The sequence below is a fragment of the Protofrankia sp. Cas4 genome (assembly GCF_963555915.1).
Classification (GTDB): domain Bacteria; phylum Actinomycetota; class Actinomycetes; order Frankiales; family Frankiaceae; genus Protofrankia.
In genome coordinates this window covers 1-19,838 of record NZ_CAUVXL010000019.1, presented here as the reverse complement: position 1 = coordinate 19,838, position 19,838 = coordinate 1, and the positions used below count along the sequence as shown (strand labels likewise).

At 69.0% G+C, this 19,838-nt stretch carries 14 protein-coding genes; 9 read left to right on the top strand and 5 right to left on the bottom strand.

The features are described from left to right. From U9979_RS02105 to purU, 7 genes are all read left to right on the top strand, one after another. Positions 1–964: DEAD/DEAH box helicase (locus U9979_RS02105; RefSeq protein ID WP_322778040.1), on the top strand; the 964-nt coding region annotated here is incomplete at its 5' end. Positions 965–1,126: 162 nt separating this feature from the next. Beyond that, positions 1,127–2,977, top strand: coding sequence for a hypothetical protein (locus U9979_RS02100; RefSeq protein WP_322778039.1), 1,851 nt, complete (start codon positions 1,127–1,129; stop codon positions 2,975–2,977). Between the two features lie 83 nt (positions 2,978–3,060). Then, entirely contained in the window at positions 3,061–3,504 is a 444-nt protein-coding gene (locus U9979_RS02095) for an SRPBCC family protein (RefSeq protein WP_322749101.1), read from the top strand. A gap of 199 nt (positions 3,505–3,703) precedes the next feature. Further along, on the top strand, positions 3,704–5,452 hold the full coding sequence (locus U9979_RS02090; RefSeq protein ID WP_322778038.1) for a GMC family oxidoreductase: 1,749 nt from the start codon (positions 3,704–3,706) through the stop codon (positions 5,450–5,452). Continuing rightward, positions 5,449–6,141 (top strand): hypothetical protein, encoded by a 693-nt coding sequence (locus U9979_RS02085; protein WP_322778037.1) that lies wholly within the window; start codon positions 5,449–5,451, stop codon positions 6,139–6,141. The genes U9979_RS02090 and U9979_RS02085 overlap by 4 nt, the downstream gene beginning before the upstream one ends. After that, the gene (locus tag U9979_RS02080; RefSeq protein ID WP_322778036.1) at positions 6,138–8,018 is read left to right on the top strand and encodes a metallophosphoesterase; all 1,881 of its coding nucleotides are present in this window, start codon (positions 6,138–6,140) and stop codon (positions 8,016–8,018) included. The genes U9979_RS02085 and U9979_RS02080 overlap by 4 nt, the downstream gene beginning before the upstream one ends. A gap of 39 nt (positions 8,019–8,057) precedes the next feature. Further along, entirely contained in the window at positions 8,058–8,915 is an 858-nt protein-coding gene (gene purU / locus U9979_RS02075; protein WP_322766682.1) for a formyltetrahydrofolate deformylase, read from the top strand. A 150-nt stretch (positions 8,916–9,065) separates the two neighbouring features. Here the strand turns inward: purU and U9979_RS02070 are convergent, their stop codons facing one another. From U9979_RS02070 to U9979_RS02055, 4 genes are all read right to left on the bottom strand, one after another. Next, complete coding sequence (locus tag U9979_RS02070; protein ID WP_322778035.1) at positions 9,066–10,760, bottom strand: serine/threonine-protein kinase; 1,695 nt, start codon at positions 10,758–10,760, stop codon at positions 9,066–9,068. Between the two features lie 151 nt (positions 10,761–10,911). Next, positions 10,912–12,333: a cyclopropane-fatty-acyl-phospholipid synthase family protein gene (locus U9979_RS02065; protein WP_322778034.1), complete on the bottom strand. Its 1,422-nt coding sequence runs from the start codon at positions 12,331–12,333 to the stop codon at positions 10,912–10,914. Positions 12,334–12,520: 187 nt separating this feature from the next. After that, a complete protein-coding gene (locus U9979_RS02060; protein WP_322778033.1) occupies positions 12,521–14,782 on the bottom strand; it encodes a glycosyltransferase family 39 protein in 2,262 nt (753 codons plus the stop codon). A 91-nt stretch (positions 14,783–14,873) separates the two neighbouring features. Next, on the bottom strand, positions 14,874–15,971 hold the full coding sequence (locus U9979_RS02055) for a hypothetical protein (RefSeq protein ID WP_322778032.1): 1,098 nt from the start codon (positions 15,969–15,971) through the stop codon (positions 14,874–14,876). Positions 15,972–16,342: 371 nt separating this feature from the next. On the opposite strand from U9979_RS02055, the gene U9979_RS02050 reads away from it, so the two are divergent. Together U9979_RS02050 and U9979_RS02045 are read left to right on the top strand one after the other, a co-directional pair. Then, positions 16,343–17,050, top strand: coding sequence for a M50 family metallopeptidase (locus tag U9979_RS02050; protein ID WP_322778031.1), 708 nt, complete (start codon positions 16,343–16,345; stop codon positions 17,048–17,050). Between the two features lie 323 nt (positions 17,051–17,373). Then, positions 17,374–17,886, top strand: a complete 513-nt coding sequence (locus U9979_RS02045; protein ID WP_322778030.1) for a hypothetical protein — start codon at positions 17,374–17,376, stop codon at positions 17,884–17,886. Positions 17,887–18,002: 116 nt separating this feature from the next. On the opposite strand, the gene U9979_RS02040 is transcribed toward U9979_RS02045, so the two are convergent. Further along, a complete protein-coding gene (locus tag U9979_RS02040; protein WP_322778029.1) occupies positions 18,003–19,529 on the bottom strand; it encodes a glycosyltransferase in 1,527 nt (508 codons plus the stop codon). Positions 19,530–19,838: the final 309 nt, after the last annotated feature.

Here is a 19,838-nt window from a genome sequence, read left to right as displayed (position 1 = left end):
GTGGGACTGCCCCCGCGATCTCCGCGCGTTGGTCGCCTGGCGTGCGGCGCACCCGGACGGGCATTTGGTCGGTGACACGTCGTGGGCATTTGCCAACCCCGCGCTGCGCGCGGAGCCGTTCGACGTACTGATCATCGATGAAGCGGGCCAGTTCGCGCTCGCCGACACGCTTGCCGTTGCCGGCGCCGCCCGCAACCTCGTGCTGCTCGGCGACCCGCAGCAGCTCCCGCAGGTTGTTACCGGAATCCACCCGGACGGCGCGGACGCCTCAGCCCTTTCCCACCTGCTCGGCTCGGACGATGTCATCCCGGCTGAATTCGGCTATTTCCTCGATCTGACCAGACGGATGCATCCGGATGTGTGCGCGCCGGTCTCGGCGCTGGCCTACCGGGGACGCCTGCACGCCCACCCGCTGACCGCCGCCCGCAGCGTCGACGGCATCGCAGCCGGCCTCTACCTGCACGACGTGCCGCACCACGCCAACACCACCCGGTCGGATCCGGAGGTGGCGGCGGTCCGCGGCCTGGTCGAGACCGTCCTGCGCCGGCGCTTGGTCGACCTCGACGGCGAACGCATCCTGAGCGGTCCGGATGTGCTGGTGGTCGCCCCGTACAACCGCCAGGTGCGTGCCATCGAGGACGCACTGCGCACGGCCGGGATCCACGGCGTCCGGGTCGGGACGGTTGACCGGTTCCAGGGCCAGGAGGCGCCCGTGGTCATCGTGTCGCTGACTACGTCCAGCGCGTCCGAGGCTCCCCGCGGGCTGGACTTTCTACTCTCCCGCAACCGCCTGAACGTCGCGTTGTCGCGGGCGCAGGTACTGGCGGCGCTGGTGATGTCACCCGCGCTGCTCGACAGCACCGCGCGCACGGTCGACGAGCTGCGCCTGTTGGCGGGCCTCGCGCGGCTGCGGGCCACGGCCCGTACCGGTTTCCCCTCGCAGCGCCCCGAAGCCCACCGGTAGTCACCTGTTTCCGGTGACCTACACTCCTGCTTCTGCGGGGAAGAGTCCGAAACGCTGGCGAGACGTCCAGGACAGCAGAGTCCAGCACACAGCGCGATGTCCGCGCCACGACGGTGTGCTCCGGACGAGGCGGCTCGCCGGCGACGACGTGAGGGGATGCCCGTGACGGCTGCTGAGATCAGTGCGCTCTCGGAGGTCGATACGGCAACAGACACCGGTGTGGCAACAGACACCGGTGTGGCAACAGACATCGGCGCTGGCAGCCCGCTCGCCGCCCCGGTGGCCGCCCCGGTGCGGAACACCGCCACGTGGAGGAAGAGGTGGCTGGTCGCAGCGGGGATCCTCGCAATGTTCTGCGCACTGTCCGTGGCGTTATTCTGGAACGGCTGGACGGCGCTGGGTAGCAGGGTCTACGGCGGCGGTGACGCCATTCTGTTCTCCTGGTACCTGGCCTGGACGCCCTACGCGATCTCCCACGGGCTCGACCCGTTCGTCACCCACTTTCTGAACGCCCCGGACGGCGTCAACATCATGTGGAGCACCGGCGTGCCGCTGCTCGGTGTGGTGGCCGCGCCGATCACCGTGCTGGCCGGGCCGCTCGTGGCCTTCCAGGTGCTGACCACGCTCGCGCCGGCGCTGTCCGGCTGGGTGATGTTCCTGGTGATGCGGCGCTGGACCGCCGCGTTCCCCGCCGCCGTCGCCGGACTGCTCTACGGCTTCAGCCCGTACATCATCGGCGCTTCCTACGGGCACCTGCACCTGTCGTTCGCGCTCTTTCCCCCGATCCTCGTGCTGCTGCTGGACGACCTGCTCATCCGCCAACGCACCGTCACGCGGACCGGCGGGCTGCTCGGTGCGGCCGTGGCCGCCCAGGCGCTGATCAGCGAAGAGGTACTGGCGACATCGGCGGTGGTGGCGGTCATCGGCATCGCGATCCTGTGCATGGGCCACCGCGACCAGGTCCGCCCGCGTGCCGCGGCGGCGGTACGCGGACTCGCGGTCTGCGCGGTCGTCGCCACCGTGCTGCTCGCCTGGCCGCTCTACATCCAGTTCTTCGGCCCGCAGCGCGTCCACGGATCAATCCAGCCGTCGGACATCGCAGTGTCGGACCTGCTCACCTTCGCCACGCCCACACCGCTACAGGCGCTCGGCCCGGACGTCGCGGTCCGGGAGAGCCTGCGGTTCTCCGGCAACGCGGTGGAGGTCAGCGGCTACGTCGGCCTCCCGCTGCTGGCCCTGCTCGCGTTCATCGCGGTGCGGCTGCGCCGCAACCCGCTCGTGGCCGTGTGTGCGCCGCTGTTCGCCGTCGTCGCCGTCCTGTCGCTCGGCCCGCACCTGCACGTCGGCGGGCGCGGCACCCGCATCCCGCTGCCATGGCGCCTGCTGGAGCTGGGGCCGGTGCTCCACAACGCACTGCCGTCCCGGCTGTCGCTGTACCTCGCGCTGGCGGCGAGCGTGATGATCGCGCTCTGGCTCGACCAGGCACGGCCACCACGGCTGCGCGCCGCCACCGGCGTCGTTGCCGCCGCCGCACTGGTACCGCTGGTACCGGCCACGCCCATCACCTTCAGCACCGCCACACCGAGGTTCTTCACCGGCCCGCAGGTCGACAACCTGCCCGCGGCTGCGACAGCGTTGGTCGTGCCCTACCCGTATCCCCAGCAGAACATCGCGATGCTCTGGCAGGCGCAGGCTGACTTTCGCTTCGCCATGCCGGGTTGCTACTGTACGGTCCCCGACCGTTTTGGACGGTCCAGCTTCCACCCGGAGACCGACCCGCTGAACTCGGCCCTCATCGCCGTCGCGACGGGCCAGAGCACCGCGGCGGCGGCCTTGCGACAACCCGGGCTGGCGGCCACCTTCGACCGCTACCATCTGAATACGATCATCCTTGGCCCCAGCGACCACCACGACGAGCTCGTGACCTTGCTGACGGGGCTGGCGGGTGCACCCGGGCGGTACGTCGACGGCGTCGACCTCTGGTTGCTCGACAGTGCCCCGGGCCGGTCGTGACAAGGTACTCACCAAGGCCTACCGGGCCGCGAGGCCTACCGGGCCGCGAGGCCGGGACGGCGTGGTCATGAAACGGAGTTCAGGTGGCGCAGATCAAGGTAGTGGTGGAGCGGGTCGTGACGGCGGCGCCGGCGACGGTCATGGATGTGCTCGGCGACTACAAGGGCAGCCGCGCTGAGGCCTGGCCCGATATGATCACCGACTACGAGGTGGTCGAGGGCGGTACCGGCGCCGGTACCCGGATCCGCTACCAGCTGCACGCGACCCGCCGCCGCGTCCGCACCGTCGAGGCGGTCGTATCCGCGCCCGTTCCCGGCCGGACGCTCATCGAAGCCGACCAGAACTCCACTCTGCGCACGGAGTGGACCGTTGCGCCCGCCGACGCGGGAACGTCCCGGATATCGGTGGAGACGAGCTGGTCGGGCGCGAGCGGGATCGGTGGCTTCTTCGAGCGGACCTTCGCGCCAATCGGCATCCGCAAGCTGTGGAACGGCGTTCTGGACAACCTCGCGCCTCGGCTGGGCTGACAATCGGGTGACAATCGGCTGACGGAATTCGGTCCGGAGGCGGATGTCGGCCTTCGACGGCTTCGCGAAAAGGCCACCGGATCCCCTGTCGGGGACACGACTACGCTCTGCACAGCCACCGGGTCGGTGTGGTTGACTCAATCCCGCCCGTAGGCGGAGTGTTCCCAGTCTGCATGCCGCGGGTATGGGGGATGGAAACATGACGCGCGAGGATACTCGAGCTGAACACACCGACATACTGGTTGTCGGGTCGGGGTTCGGCGGCGCGGTAACCGCGTACCGGTTCGCCGAGGCAGGACGACGCGTCGTCGTGCTTGAGCGGGGAAAGGCGTATCCCCCCGGGTCATTCGCCCGTTCGCCGTCCGACATCGCGGCGAACTTCTGGGACCCGATGCAGGGACGCCACGGTCTTTTCGACATATGGTCGTTCGCCGACTTCGAGGCTGTCGTATCCAGCGGTCTGGGCGGCGGCTCACTCATCTATGCCAACGTGCTGCTCCGCAAGGACGAGAAGTGGTTCATCCGGGATGCGCCCGCGGGCGGGGGGTACGAGAGCTGGCCGATCACCCGGGCCGACCTCGAACCGCACTACGCGGCCGTCGAGACCATGCTGAGCGCCCAGCGGTTCCCGGCCGGGCAACCCGGCTACCAGGCCTCCCGCCGCACCGAGCTGCTCACGCTGGCCGGGCGGCGCCTGGGTTACACCGCCGAGCAGCCACCGCTGGCGGTGACGTTCGCATCGGGCGGCACCCCGCCCGTGCCGGGCGCGCCCATCCCGGATCCGAGCTACGGCAACATTCACGGGCGACCGCGAATCACCTGTGTGTTATGCGGCGAGTGCGACCTCGGGTGCAACTACGGCAGCAAGAACACCCTGGACCACACCTACCTGTCCGCCGCGGCGCACCATGGCGCGGACCTTCGGGTCCACCACGAGGTACGTTCGATCACCCCGCGGGATGGTGGAGGCTACACAGTTGGCTATGTGTTACACACTCCAGGTGATACCGGTGCCCTCGCCGCCATCCCGGAGCAAATAATCACGTGTGACCGCCTGGTCCTCGCCGCCGGAACTCTGGGTACCACCTATCTGCTGCTACGCAATCGCGCGGCCCTGCCCGGGATCTCCCGTATGCTCGGCCGGCGTTTCTCCGGCAACGGTGACCTGCTCGGTTTCGTCCGCGGGGTGCCCGGTGCGTCCCTCGGCAGCGCGCACGCGCCGGTCATCACCACCGCCGTTCGCGTACCCGACCAGGTCGACGACATCGTCAATGGTGACGGCGCCATCCCCGCCATCCCCGCCAGCACTGAGCGCGGCTGTTACATCGAGGACGCCGGTTATCCCGGTTTCGCGGAATGGCTCATCGAAGCGGCCCAGCTGACCGGCATGGCCGCACGAGTCGTCAGCGCGGGTTACCAGATGATCCGATCACGCATCGTCGACAACCCGGCACCCCAGATCGACATGATAATCAGTCGGCTACTCGGCTCGGGGGCCGCATCCGCCGGTTCGATGCCCCTGCTCGGCATGGGACGTGACGTCCCGACCGGACGCATGTCGGTACACGACGACTACCTGCAGATTACGGATTATCCCGCTGGCAGCAGGCCGTACTTCGACCGACTGGAACGGATCATGAATGACCTCGCAACGGAAATGGGCGGTGATTTCCAGCAGAACCCGCTCAGCCTGCTGTCCCGGGTCATCACCGTGCACCCGCTCGGCGGCGCCGGCATGGGCGCGGACATCACCAGCGGGGTGATCGACCAATGGGGCGAGGTGTTCGGCCACCGGGGCCTGTATGTCGCCGACGGCGCCGCCATGCCCGGACCGGTCGGCGCCAATCCATCCCTGACCATCGCGGCCTTCGCCGATCGGCTCGCCGAACACGTCCTGGCCTCCGATCCGGTTCGCGATGCCCACAACGCTTCGGAGGCAGCGCCATGACCGAACCGACGAGCCTTGAATTCACCGAGACGATGAAGGGTTTCATCACTCTGGACGAGACCGACCCGCAGCGTGGCTACGAACAGGGCCGGACCGAGGCCACCGCACTGCACTTCCGGCTCACCATCCGCACCGGGGACGTCCACGCCTTTGCCGCCGACCCGATGCGGGAGGCGGTCGCCGACGGCTATGTCGACTGCGATGTCCTGGGCGGCCGGCAGCCGGTCGAGGGAGGCGTCTTCAACCTCTTCGTCGGCGATGCACCCGGGCGCAGGCGGATGCTCTACCGGCTGCCGTTTCAGGATGCGGCCGGGCATCCGCTCACGCTCAGCGGTTTCAAGGACGTCCACGACGACCCCGGGTTCGACCTGTGGCGGGACACCTCGACGCTCTACACCCGCATCCTCGCCGGCCATGTCCATACCGACCCTGCAGACCCTGCAGACCCTGCAGACCCTGCGGACCCTGCCGCCGCCGAAGCGGGTGCGCGGGTCGTCGCCGCCGGCATCATCACGATCCACATCCCGGACTTTCTGCGGCAGCTCACGACGTTTCGGGTATCGGGTTCTGCGCTCGAAGCCACCCGCGGCCTGGAGACGTTCGGCCGGCTGTTTCTCGGGGACCTCTGGAAGGTCTACGGTGCGTTCGTGCCCGCCGGGAACGCCGACGCCATCGGGGAGCCGCGGTGACGCAGCTACCGCCCCGGCCCGCCGACGACAGCGAACGCGCGCTCGGGTTCGCCCGTGCCACCATGACCCGATGGCTCTCGCCCTCGCTGCTGTTCGCCACCGCCGTGCGGGTGGGTATCAGCGCGGTGCTCGGCTCCTATGCCGACAAGCGGGAGGAGATGGCGGCGCTACCGGCCGCGCCGCCGGCTGACCTGTCGGACGGCACTGAACCGCCTGGTTACGCCGAGGCGCCGGACGGTGGCGAGCTGTGGTTCGACTACGTCAGCGACCTCGGGGACGGATTCGACGCGACCTACGCGATGGCCTCGCTGCTGGCCACGCCGAGCCTCGACCTTGCCGGGACGACCACCCCACGCGGCCGGATGCTGGTGATGGGCGGTGATCAGTGCTACCCCACGCCGAGCATCACCGGCTACGAGAACAAGCTGATCGGCCCGTACCGCGCCGCGCTGCCCAGAACGTGCCCGGATCCCGCCGGGGCGCCGCGGCTGTTCGTGCTGCCCGGCAACCACGACTGGTACGACGGGCTCACCGCATTCATGCGGGTCTTCTGCCAGGGTTCGAGCATCGGGGGCTGGCGCACCGAGCAGACCCGCAGCTACTTCGCGGTACAGCTACCGCACCGCTGGTGGTTACTCGGGATCGACATCCAGTTCGACTCCTACATCGACGACCCCCAGCGCCGGTACTTCATCGAGATCGCGGCGCAGATGCGTCCCGGTGACGCGGTCATCCTGTGCTCCGCGAAACCAAGCTGGCTGAGTGCGGCCGACGGGGATGCCGAGGCGTATGCCGTCCTCGACTACTTCGAACGCACGATCATCAGAAAAGTCGGCGCACAGGTGCGGGTGTCCCTGACCGGCGACCGGCACCACTATGCCCGCTACAGCGAATGTGCCCGCGACAGCGAACGTGCCCGGTACACCGAGGTCGGCGGCGCCGCCCAGAAGTTCACCGCCGGTGGTGGCGGCGCCTATCTGTCCGCGACCCACCGGCTGCCGCAACGGCTGGTTCTGCCGCCGGCGGCGTCGCGGGCACCGGGCAAGAGCGACCCGCCCGCGCACTACGAGCTGGCCAGCAGCACTTTTCCGGACGCGCAGACGTCCCGCCGGCTTGCCGCCGGCATCGTCGGCCTGCCGGCGTTCGCACCAGGTCTGATCGCACTGCTCGGCGGCGTCCACCTGCTGCTGGCGCTGGCGATCGGCGGCGCTGGCGGGACCACCGGGCGAGGGGCCGTGGGCCGCCTCGACGCCATCGCGGCCGGGCTGCGGCACGCCGGCGTCCCAGGCCTGTTCGAGGGTCTGGTCAACAGTGTTCCCGGGCTCGCGCTGAGCCTCGGGGTCATGGGTGCCGGCGTCGCGCTGACCAAGGCCGGCCGTACCGCCCGCGGTGGGGTCGCCGGAGTCGCGCACGGGCTCACCCAGCTCGTCCTGGCCGTCGCCGTGATCGCCGGCGCCGTCGCCGTCGCCAGCCCGCTGCCCGGCACGTGGCTGCTGGCCGGGGTGCTACCGCTGGTGGTCGCGGTCGGTGGTCTGGCCGCCACCGAGGTGCTCGCCGCCTACCTCTGGCTGGCCGACCGCATTGCGGGCCTGAACACCAACGAACTGTTCGCCGCGCAGGGGATCGCCGATTACAAGAACTTCCTGCGGCTGCGCATCGGCCCGGACGGACAGTTGACGATCTATCCTGTCGGGGTTCGCGCAGTCCCGAAACGCTGGCGCTTCGCCCCGGACGCCGCGGCCGGCGCACCCTGGTTCACCCCGATCGACCGGCCGCTGGAGGCTTTCCTCATCGAATCGCCGATCACCATCACCCGAGCCGCTCCTGACCAGCCGCCAGACTGCCTGGGGCCGCCGGGCGCGCGGGAAGGAGCATGATCGCGTGGGCGGCGGCCGGCGCCCGACTAGGCTGGCGGGGTGTCACACCAGCGTCTGGTACTCACGCTCAGCTGCCCCGACCGGCGGGGCATCGTCGCGGCGGTGTCCTCCTTCGTCACCGCGTCCGGCTGCAACATCGTCGAGGCTCAGCAGTACCTGGACCCCGACACCACCCACTTCTTCCTGCGCCTGGCCGCTGACGTCGAGGAGCCACGCGCCAGCCTGGACGATCTACGCGACGCTTTCGGCACGGTCGCCGAAGCCTTCTCGATGGACTGGCAGATCTGGGACGCCGCCGTCCGACCCCGAATAATGATCATGGTCTCGCAACACGATCACTGCCTGGCCGACCTGCTGTCACGTCGCCGTGCCGGGACACTGCCCGTCGAGGTTGTCGGCGTCGTGTCCAACCACCGTGCCGCCGAAGAACTGGTCCGCTGGCACGGCGTGCCCTTCCACCATCTGCCGGTCGCAGCACAGACCCGGACCGACCAGGAACAGCGGCTGCTACAGCTGGTCGCCGACGAAAACGTCGATCTTGTTGTGCTCGCGCGTTACATGCAGATCCTGTCTGCCGACGTGTGCAAGGAGCTCGAGGGCCGGATTATCAACATCCACCATTCGTTCCTGCCGAGCTTCAAGGGCGCCCGGCCCTACGCCCAGGCCCACGCACACGGCGTGAAGATCATCGGCGCCACGGCTCACTACGTGACACCGGACCTCGACGAAGGTCCGATCATCGAGCAGGATGTCGCCCGGGTCGACCACGGCTGCGACGTCGACCGGCTCGTTGCCGTGGGCCGCGACATCGAGGCTCAGGTCCTGGCCCGGGCCGTGCGCTGGCACGCCGAGCGCCGGGTGCTCCTCAACGGCGTCCGCACCGTCGTCTTCGCCTGACCAGCCGGTCATCCGACCGTCTGGTGCTCCAGAGGGCGTCGGTCGCCGGTCGCTCTTAGCGATGTGATTCTGGTGCTGCTGCAGTAGCACCAGAATCACATCCTTGAGAGCCGGCCGCGCCAGGGACCAGAACCGAGATCGAGATCGAGATCATCGGAGCAGGACGGTGGCCCCGTCGCTGAAAGGGCCGTCGTGCAGCTCCAGATGATCAACGGTGACGTCCCGGGGGATGTCGAAGACAAGGGTGCCGCTCGCGGTGTCTCCCTCGGAGAGGTTTCCCCAGATACCCTCGGAAAAGGCGGCCCGCGACAGGAGCTGGCTGGAATCGTGGTCCGCTCCGGCGCTGTCGACAAGCCGTTGCGGAGCCAACGACAGGTTCCGGGTCGAGCTGCCGACGTTGTGCGCGGTGAGCGCAACCAGGCAGTACTGGCCGTCCGGATGCCTGGTGATCAACGTGACCTTCAGCTGATCAACCCCGCACTGCACGCTCATCACGGTGAACTCAAGCTGCCCGTCCCGGACCGGGACGCCGATCCCCGCCTTTGCGGACGGGGACTGGGACGGGGACGCCGAGCCCGTAGCCGACGAGCTGGGGGCGGCGGACGGCCCCCCGCCCGAGTCGTTGCCGCGCAGGCTCCGCAGGGCCACCCAGCCGACCAACAACAGGAGCACGGCGACCAGGGCCAGCAGCCACCAGCGGCGTGGGCGCGGCGGCGCGGCAGGCGGGTACAAGGGAGGCGGGGCCTGGGCCGCGGACTCGGCGAACCGCGCCGGCTGCCCGAACCGGCCCGGCTGGCCGGACTGGCCGGACTGGCCGAACTGGCCGAACTGGCCGAACTGGCCCGGCTGTGCCGACTGGCCCGGCGGATAGCCGGTCGCGAATGCCGGCGGGCCGAGGCGGGTCGGTGGCACGACAGCGGCCATCCGCTGCGTCCTGCCGAGTATCTGGTCGATCGGCGTGGACGCGTTGACGTCCGTGTTTCCCTCGACCAGCCGCATGAGCAGATCACGCGCGGCCGGTCGGGCCCGCGGATCCTTGGTCAGCGCGATCTCGACCAGCCCGCGCAGCGGCTGGGCGAGGCCGGTCAGATCCGGCGCCGCGTCCACGATCCGCTGCCCCAGACTCGCGTCGGCGGCCGGCCCGAAACCTCCAGGTTCGGTGAACGGGTGGCGGCCCGTGCCCGCATAGCCCACCAGAAGACCCCAGGTAAAGATGTCCGCGGCCGGACCGACTGGATCGTCGAGGATCTGTTCGGGCGCCATCCACCCGCTGGTCCCGAAGATCAACCCCCGGTCGAGGTCATGGCGTACGGTAGCCGCGGGCTTGGCTATCCCGAAGTCGATGACCCTCGGCCCGGACAACGACATGATCACGTTGGCCGGTTTGAGGTCACGGTGGACGATCCCGGCGTGATGGATGGCTGTCAGCGCCGTTGCCACCCCGATCGCGGTACCGGCCAGGGTCGAGGCGGGCAGCGGGCCGTCCTCCATGACCACCCGGTCCAGCCGCCTGCCCTCGATGTACTCGGTGACGAGGTACGGCGGGTAGGCGTCCGGGTCCGCGTCAAGCACCGAAGCCGTGCAGAACGGCGAGACCCGCCGGGCCGCCGCAACCTCATGGCGGAACCGTTCCCGGAAGTCGTGGTCGGCCGCGAGGTCCGGCCGGATCAGCTTGACCGCAACGTGGCGGCCCGCCGTGTCCCGACCGAGATAGACCGTGCCCATGCCGCCGGCGGCGAGGCGACTGTCCAGCACATACCTGCCGACCGATACCGGGTCGTCCGCCTGTAGCGGCTCCAGTGGTTCCGCCGTCGCTCCACCCCCCGCTCGACCTGGCCGTGTCATGCCCGCCGCCGTGCTGGTGCCCGCCTGCTCATAACCCCCCGCTCATAACCACCCGCTCACGGCCCGCCCGCCGGTGGTCCGGCCAGCGTGTGGCCCGCCAGCGTGTGGCCCGCCGACGTGTGGCCCGCCCGTACACGGCTCCCATCGTCACTCATCCCAGGCCCGGCGCGGGCGCAGACTCCCCAACAACCAGCATGCTCTCGAAGGACGGGCGGCGCGGCATACCGGACCGCCCGCCCGCGCGCCGCACCGCGAGCGCCTGGTGGATCTGGGCCTGGCCGGCTTCGAACATCAGCGCGGAGGCGGCCATGTACAGCCGCCATACCCGGGCCCGGGCCTCACCGACCTCGGCCACGGCATCGGCCCAGTGCGCCTCAAGGTTTCCCACCCAGGCGCGCAAGGTCGGACCATAGTGTTCGCGCAGATTCTCGCTGTGCCAGAGCTCGAAACCAGCCGCCTGCATGACACTGACGAGCACACCGATCTCGTGCAGTTCACCGTCGGGGAAGACATACCGCGCGACGAAGTTACGCCCGGCCGGCAGCGGCAGCGGTCCGAGCCGCGGACGGTTACGCGCCTGCCCGGCAGGGTCGCCGGGGAAGGCGATGCCATGGTTGAGCAGCCGGCCCGCAGGCCGCAGCAGGTCGAACAGGTAACGGAAATAGACCGGCAGCATCGCGACGCCGACGTGCTCCACCATCCCGATGGAACTGATCGCATCGAACGGACCGTCGCTGACATCCCGGTAATCCTGTAGCCGGATCTGGATACGGTCGGCGAGACCCGCGTCGGCGATCCGCCGCCGGGCCAGGTCTGCCTGGTTCGGCGAGATGGTGACGCCGACCCCCTCGACTCCGTGGTGCCGCGCGGCGTGAAGCAGCAGACTGCCCCAGCCGCAGCCCACATCGAGCAGACGCATCCCGGCGCGCAGACCCAGCTTGCGACAGACCAGCTCGTGCTTGGCGTCCTGCGCCGCTGCGAGCCCCACGTCGGGCGCCGCCCACAGGCCGCACGAGTACGTCATCGCCGCACCGAGAACCTGCCGATAGAAGGCGTTGGACAGATCGTAGTGATGGGTGATGGCGGCGGCGTCCCGCGCCCGGCTGTGGCGGCGGCCCCGCGGCCTCGCCTCGGCCGTGGGTGGTGGTGGGGGCAGGGGGCCCAACAGGCGCAACAACGTCGCCGCCGCGCGCAGCACGGTCGGCGTCACGGCCTGGACCCCAAGGTGGCTCCGCAGGTCGAGGGCGTCGAAAATGTCGCCTTCGACGTCGATCTCTCCGGCCACATACGCTCGCGCGAAACCGAGTTCACCGGGACGGAACAGCACCCGCCGCGTTGCCTCCGGCGTCCGCACCACAACCCTGGTCGGGGTTTCAGGCCCGAGGACCGTCCCGTCCCACAATTCGATCCGTACCGGTGGTTTCGGCCCGACGAGGCCCGTCAGCAAATCGATCACAGCACGGGACACCGCGGTTGTGCGCACGGCGGACCCCGAAACCGCGGCTGCGGGCACACCCTGGCCCGGGATCGCGGCTGCGGGCAGATCGGCCCTGGCCAAGTCAGTTCCGGACACTGCAGCGTCACCCCGGTTCACTGGCACCTCCGCACCGACCGCATCCGGTGCGGCGAGAACTCACTCGCCGCGCGCTCGGCCCACCTCCATCATCGCTGTCGGTGACGGTTGCGGCCCGACATCACCCCGTGTCGGGCCGCAACCGTCCTGGGGTCGCGTCTTGGGCTGTGTCAGGTCCTGGGCTGTGTCAGGTCCTGGGCTGTGTCAGGTCGTAGACCGTCTGCCCACCGACTGTCCTCGCGGTGAAGGTGCTCTGCACCCAGGATGTGATCCCGCTGCTGCCGCGGCCGCCGAAGCCTCCGCCACCGCCGAAACCGCCACCGCCGAAACCGCCACCCGAAATGTAGTAATGGATGTTGTGCTGTGCGACGTACTGTTTGAACTCGGCGAGCGTCGGTGCCGGGTCACCGCCGTTGAAGCCACCCATCGCCATAATCGCGGTACCGCTGGCAAGCTCGAGCGATCCGGCCGTCTGGGATCCCGACGTTGCCGCAACCCAGCGGTAGCCCTTCTGGCCGTTCCTCAGCAACTGGACGAGCTCGGAGTTGGCGCTCTCCCCGGCACCGAAACCAGCACCGAAACCAGCACCGAAACCAGCACCGAAACCGCCGCCGCCCTGCCCGCTGCCTGGCTGTCCGCCGGCACCGGCGCCGGGGCCAAAACCGGGGACGTTCCCGCCGCCGAAGAATTGGCTTCCCCTCGTGCCGGGGAACCCACCACCGCCGGCCGTAGCCGGCCCGGCCGTGGGGATCGCACCCATGTGCGGCGTCGAGGCGGTGTCGAGGGCGTATGCGGCCGACGGCGCTGCCAGCGCGATCGCCACCGCCGTGGCCACACCCGCCACGGCGACGGTGGCCCACGGACGACCAACCAACCGACGACCAACCAACCGACGACCGACCAGCCGAGGACCGACCAGCAGGGCGAGAGCGGCGAGAATCGCGGCGACCAGCACGACGAACCGCAACGCCGGGTACCAGCCGGGGCTGCGGTCCAGCAGCACGAACGCCCACCCGCCGGTGACCCCGACGGCGACCGTCATCAGCGTCCGGGCGACCCGAGAGTTCCGCGCCCGCCACAACGCGGTGCCACCGAAGGCCACGACGCCGGCGATTCCCGGCGCCAGCGCAACCGTGTAGTACGGATGGATGGTGCCGCTCATATAGCTGAACACGACACCGGTGGCCAGCGTCCACGCGCCCCACAGCAGCAGGCCGGCGCGGACGCGGTCGGTGCGCGGCGCCGCACGGGTGACCCACAGCCCGCCCAGCAGGACGATCAGTGCGGCCGGCAGCAACCAGGAGATCTGAGTACCGAACTGGCTGCCGAACATCCGGTGCCAGCCGGTCGGACCGCCGAACATCCCACCGGGACCGGCGCCACCACCGCCGCCTGCGCCACCGAACCGACCACCGGCGGGCGTCCCCTGCAGATACTGGGCGATGCCGGCCGGAAGCTGCCCACCGGCCTGACCGCCGGGGCCGCCAGCCCCACCGCCGTTTCCACTGCCGCCGAAGATCCGTCCGAGCCCGTTGTAGCCGAAGGTCAGCTCAAGGAAACTGTTGTTGGTCGAGCCGCCGATGAACGGTCGGGCATTCTTCGGCCACAACTCCACGGCCGCCACGAACCAGCCCGCGGCGACCAGCACTCCGCCGACGCCGGCCAGCAGGCCCAGCAACCGCCGACCGATCGAGGTCGGAGCTGCCACCAGGTACACAAGCCCGAACGCCGGTACCGGCAGGAACGCCTGCATCATCTTGGTCAGGAAGGCGAACCCGACCGCCACGCCCGTCAGGGCGATCCACCGGTAGCTGCCGTCCTCGGTCGCGCGCACCACACAGTAGGCGGCGATGACCAGCAGCAACGTGAGCAGCGCATCGGGGTTGTTAAAGCGGAACATCAACACGGCAACCGGCGTCAGGGCCAGCATGGCGCCGGCAACGAGACCCGCGCGCGGCCCGATCCAACGACGAACCGCAAGATAGAGGATGCCCACGGACGCCACGCCCTCCAGCGCGTCCGGTGCGAGCATGCTCCAGCTGCTGAAGCCGAAGATCCGCCCGGACAGGGCCATGACCCACAATGACGCCGGTGGCTTGTCCACGGTGATGAAGTTCGACGAGTCGAACGACCCGAAGAACAGCGCCTTCCAGCTCTGCGTTCCGGCCTGCACCGCGGCGGCATAGAAGCTGTTGGCGTTGCCGGACGCGCCGAGCCCCCACAGGTAGAGGACCGCGGCCGTGGCCAGCAGAACGAGCAATGCCAGGCGCACCCACCAGGGGTCCGCGGCGTGCCCTCGCAACTGCCGGGGCAGGCGTATCGCGGGCGCGCCCGGCGTCGGACGCGAAGGCCCGTCCGGCGCCTGCGGCGATCCGTCCCCGCGCTGCTCGGGGAGGTCGACGTCGGGCCTGACCGACCCCCAGTCGAGGTCGCCGACGTTCGTGGTCATTGCGTGATCCCCTCGATGTGCCGATCTGGCCGACGTTCCGTTGCCGATGGCGGACGTCCCGGTGCTGGCGGTGCTGGCGGTGCTGGCGTCCTCACGTAAGAGTTACCGCCGACACGACGAAGGTCGCGGGTCTGGCCGAGCCCGTGGCGGAACTACCGCCGGTGGTGCCACCGCCCGAACCGCCCGACTGGTCGTCGCCGGGTACGCCGGCTGACGGAGCGCCACCGGATGCGTCGGCTGACGGAACTGAGCCCCGGAGGTCCGCCATGCACTGCCGGAACGCCTCACGGACCGTCGAATCTGTCATGTCCGGGCGGGGCTGCCCGTTGCTGCCGTCAAGCGTGATGCCCTTGTCCTTCAGGCACGCCTGGAGTTTCTCCAGATCGATCGCAGGCCCGTTGCCGCCCCGGAACCGACCACCGCCTGGGAATCCACCACCGGGCAACCGTCCGCCCGGGAATTCACCACCGGAGAATTGACCGCCTCGGGTCCCGTAACCGGAAAGCCCGTCCGCGGGAGTCGAATCGTTCGCGGCCTGGCTGGTGCCGCCTCCCCCGCCGGCTGCGGCCATGACAGCTGCGCTGGTACCCAGCACGACGGCGAGTACCGCGACTGCGGCAATCAGGCCACCGCGCCGGCTGAGTCCTCGGCCGGCCCGCACAGCGGGCGCCACCGTCGTGGGCCGATCCGCCGACCCGCCTGCCGACCCGCCTGCCGGGTAGAATTCGGGCCGGCCAGAGCCGACCCACCAGGGCGCGTCGGCCTGGGCCGATCCGAGGACATCCACGGACGTGGCCATGGGGACGCTGCGGATGAGCGCGGCCACGTCGGCGACCGACGACGCGGCGCCGACCAGCTGCGGCCGCGCCGCAGTCCCCAGCTCCGGCGGCACATCGACACCCGGCGGGGTGACCAGCACCAGGACGGCGCCGGCGGGCCTGGCCGTGAGCGTCGCCAGCAACTCCCGCTCGTACATCGTGACGACGAGGATCATCTGTAGCGGCGATCGTGGCCGGTGCCCGAACAGGTCCGCACCGGCCGGTTCCGCCGAACCGACTGACAGTTGATCATTTAGTTGATCGTCGAGCCGTTGTCCGAAGGGTGGCTCGGCCGACGGCGTCAGGACGTCATAACCGGGTCCGAGCGCCTGGGCCAGCACGCCCGGGTCGGCGGGGAGACTCGGGCTCACCCACACGTATGTCATGTGCATACCGTGGCGGTCGCGCCTGAGGGGAAGCTTTCGGAATCCTTGGGATGTCCTTGTGGATCGCGGCCAGCGGCATGGAGCAGGTCTGAGCTCGGCCTGAGAGCAATAGGAACGCTGGTCAGAGCGCCCGACAATAGGGGCGCGACACGTTCACCCGCTGTAACCGCCCGCACCGACCAACGAATCGTCCGGGTACCCGACTGGCGCGACCTGGCGCCTCGCGAGTGCAATTGTCGCCCTCGAGTCAGTAGCAGGATATTCCATTGCTTTTATAGAGAAAAAGTTGTGCCATGAGCACACCAGCTGACCGGAGCTTGACAGGCCAGCACGGACCGGTCGCGTCGGGGGGCACCATGAACATCGACGGCGGTACCACCAAACTGGCCATAATCGTGCTGGACGGAACCGCCGCGCCGCCGTGGATCGTTGTACTGACCGGGCTGGCCGCCGTCGCGGCGGTCGTGCCCAGGTGGACCTGGCGAAACAGTGGCCACCTCGACACGATCGTGCACGAAGGTGGCCATGCGTTCGTCGCCTACCTCCTCGGACACTGGGTCTTCGGAGTGTGGCTGTTCTCCGACACATCGGGCCTCACCGGCACGTACGGTCGACCCAGCCGGCTCGTCAACTTTCTTGTGTCAGCGGCTGGTTACACCGCGCCGCCGGTATTCGGGCTGGGCGCAGCCGTCCTGCTGAACGCAGATCACATCACCGCGACACTGATTCTCGCCCTCGTGGCACTGGTCGCGCTCTTCCTCGTCGTCCGCAACCGCTTCGGAATACTGATTGTCACCGGCACCAGCTTCGTGATCATACTGGCACTGTGTTCGGCGTCGGCGGGCACGCAGAGCGCCCTCGCGTGCTTCCTCACCTGGTTTCTACTGCTGTCCGGGCCGCGGGCCGTCCTCGACCTGCACCGGGCCCGCAAGAAAGGATCATCATCCTCGGACGCAGACATGATGGCCGAACTCACCGGCATCCCCGGCGTGTTCTGGGTGCTCGGCTTCGGTGCGCTCGCCATGGTGTGCCTGTACCACGGAACGCGCCTGCTGCTCAGCTGACACAGACCCGCTTCCGCAGATCGAAAGATCATCAACTGCCGATAATACGATGTCCTCGGGCCGACATCCCGATGATGATGTTGTTCACAGGGCCGACTCAGACCCGGTGTACAGGGACATTCCGCTGATCACCCACTCTTTACGGTCAGTCGACGACCTGGTGTCAGATGTGTTACATGGGTTAAGTGCGCCAGGACGGGTAGAGCTGTTCCATGGCTCGACACCGGAGGGGTCCGACAGCCCAGCACATGCCGCACACCAGGCACTCACGCAACGTCACGCATAGCAGGTCAGACACCCGTCCCGCGACTCGCGCGGCACGGATGACCCGCCCGACCGTTCCGCAGCTGTTGTTCGCCGCGACCGCGGTCGCGGCTGTGCTCGCCATGCCCGCCGATGCACTCACGGCATCGTCCTCGCCGTCAACGGCCTCGCCTTCGACGCCCACACCGTCAACGGCCACACCGTCGAAGCTCGCGCCGACCACCGGCACCGGCACCGGCACCGCGGTCCAGCCATCCGTCGCGACGCCGGTCGGGCGGCCCAGCCCGTCCACTGATGAGCAGGTCGCGCAGGCGGTGCGGACGAGCCCGCTGCTCGGTGAGGTCCCCCCGGAGCGCATCCGGGTGGTCGACGTCCACGTATCCACGATCGACCCGACCGTCGCGGTCGCCCACGTCGTGCCGGCCGGCGGCGAAACCGACCCCGCGACCGCGCTGCTCACCCACCCGAACGACCGCTGGCGGGTCGTCGAACTGGGCACGGCCGGTGTCGGCTGCGACCAGCTCAGCGTGGCGGTCCAGCACGAACTCGGGTTGATCTGCGAGCTTTCGTAGTCGGCCAGAGTGCGCGCACGTGCAGCCCTTGCTTCTGCGATGCACCTGCGACATGCAGCTTCGCCACCTGGACGGCCGCGGCAACTCCCCGAGGCCGTCCAGGTGGGGCCGTTGCGTCAAATGGCGTATGTCAACGCCGACAGCAGGGCGACAGCCAGAATGATCGTCCCACGTATCGGCAGCTGCCACCGCTCGACCACCGCGCGTCGATCGCTGACCGCGGACAGCGGCCCGGCCACCATCATCAGCATGATCCCGGCCCATACCAACGCGAACAGCGGACGGTTTGCGCGCGTGTCGAAGGCGTAGATGACGATGGATGCGACCAGTGTGACCGCAAAGGCGACCTGCGGCAGGACGAGCACGGACATTTTCGGCTGAAACGCCTTCTCGGTGGTACCGGATGAGCGCGGCCGGTAGCCGAACGCCACCCAGACGAAGGCGATCAGATACAGCGGGGCGATGAACAGTGAGCTCGCAACGGTTCGGGTCGCGCACCCGCGGCCCGCATAGGCAACGATGAATAGCGTTGAACCGAGGAGATAGGGCACGCCGAACAGCAGATAATGCTGTTCAGTCGCGCCGGAGGACACCTGCGTCCGCAGGATGATGGCCAGCGGCGGGCCCACCAAAAAGATCATCTGGACAACGGCCAGCAGCGGGCTGAGGCTGGTGTGCAGATAGTGCGCCCGCTGCCAGCCCCGCAGACCCGGTTTGCGCAACGGGTTGTCGAACAGCAACAGGCGCATGTGGTCCATAGCCCACCGCAGGCGCTGTTTGGCGTAGACGGCCGCGGTCGCCGGTGCCGTCCCTATTGATATCGGCCGGGCGTGGTAGACGCTTGACCAACCACGGGCATGCAGTTCGTACGAGGTCTGCACATCCTCAACCAGATTCCATTCGCTGAATCCACCGACCGACTCGAGCGCGGACCGACGGTAGAGGGCTCCGTTACCGGTGGAGAACGCGCTGTTGTCACGGTCCTTCGCCGGCTGGATGGCCCGGAAAAACATGGAATCAGCATTGTTCAGGACATCCCTGCGGCCCGTGTCGAAACACTGGGCGGTGCAGACGAACCCGACCTCCGGATCACGCAGATAACCGACTATCCGCTCCCCCACGTCCGGCACGACGAGGTGATCGGCGTCCAGGGTCAGGATTGCGTCGCCGTCCGTGCGGGCCAGCGCATGGTTGAGATTACCGGCCTTTCCCGGCGTCCCGTCGACACGGGTGAAGCACGGTATGCCCAGCCGGGCGGCGAGCGCGTCGATTTCCCGCCAGTTCTTCCGGCCGGCGAGGCGACCGTCGTTGAGAACGTAGGTCTGGTGCGGATAGTCGATCGCCAGGGCGAAACGCAGCGTCCGCTCGACCATGGACGCAGGCTCGCCGCACACCGTCACGAACACGTCGAGGCTGCCCGCCGGCGGCCCGGCGCGGCGGACCGCACCCGGCCGCATCCGACCGACCATGACCGCCGTCCAGGCGACGGTCACATAACTGACCAGTTCGGCGCCATAGAAGAAGGAGCCGAACACGCCGGTACCGGCGAGCGTTCCCGCTCGCCATGCCAGGTAGATCGCGCCCAGCACGATGACCAGCACGCCGGTCACCGGTGCCAGCCGTCCGCTGACCGGACCAGCCACCGGGACGTCCCAGCGGCGCCGCGAAGCTCCGTCCGTCGGTACCCGCGGCCGAGGCACCCACGGTGCTAGGCCATCGGGAATCGGCGCGGTGGCGTCGACGGGCGCTACGTCGCGAGCCATACTTGTCACCTTTCGAAAACATTCGCCTATTAGTGCTACGGGGACTGCGGCCGCCGGGCACGCGATCTGACGATCGTCGCGCGCCCTTTGGCCCTCTAGTGCTACGGGGACTGCGGCCGCCGGGCGCGCGATCTAACGATCGTCGCGCGCCCTTTGGCCCTCTAGGTCACTGTCTCCTTATACACATCT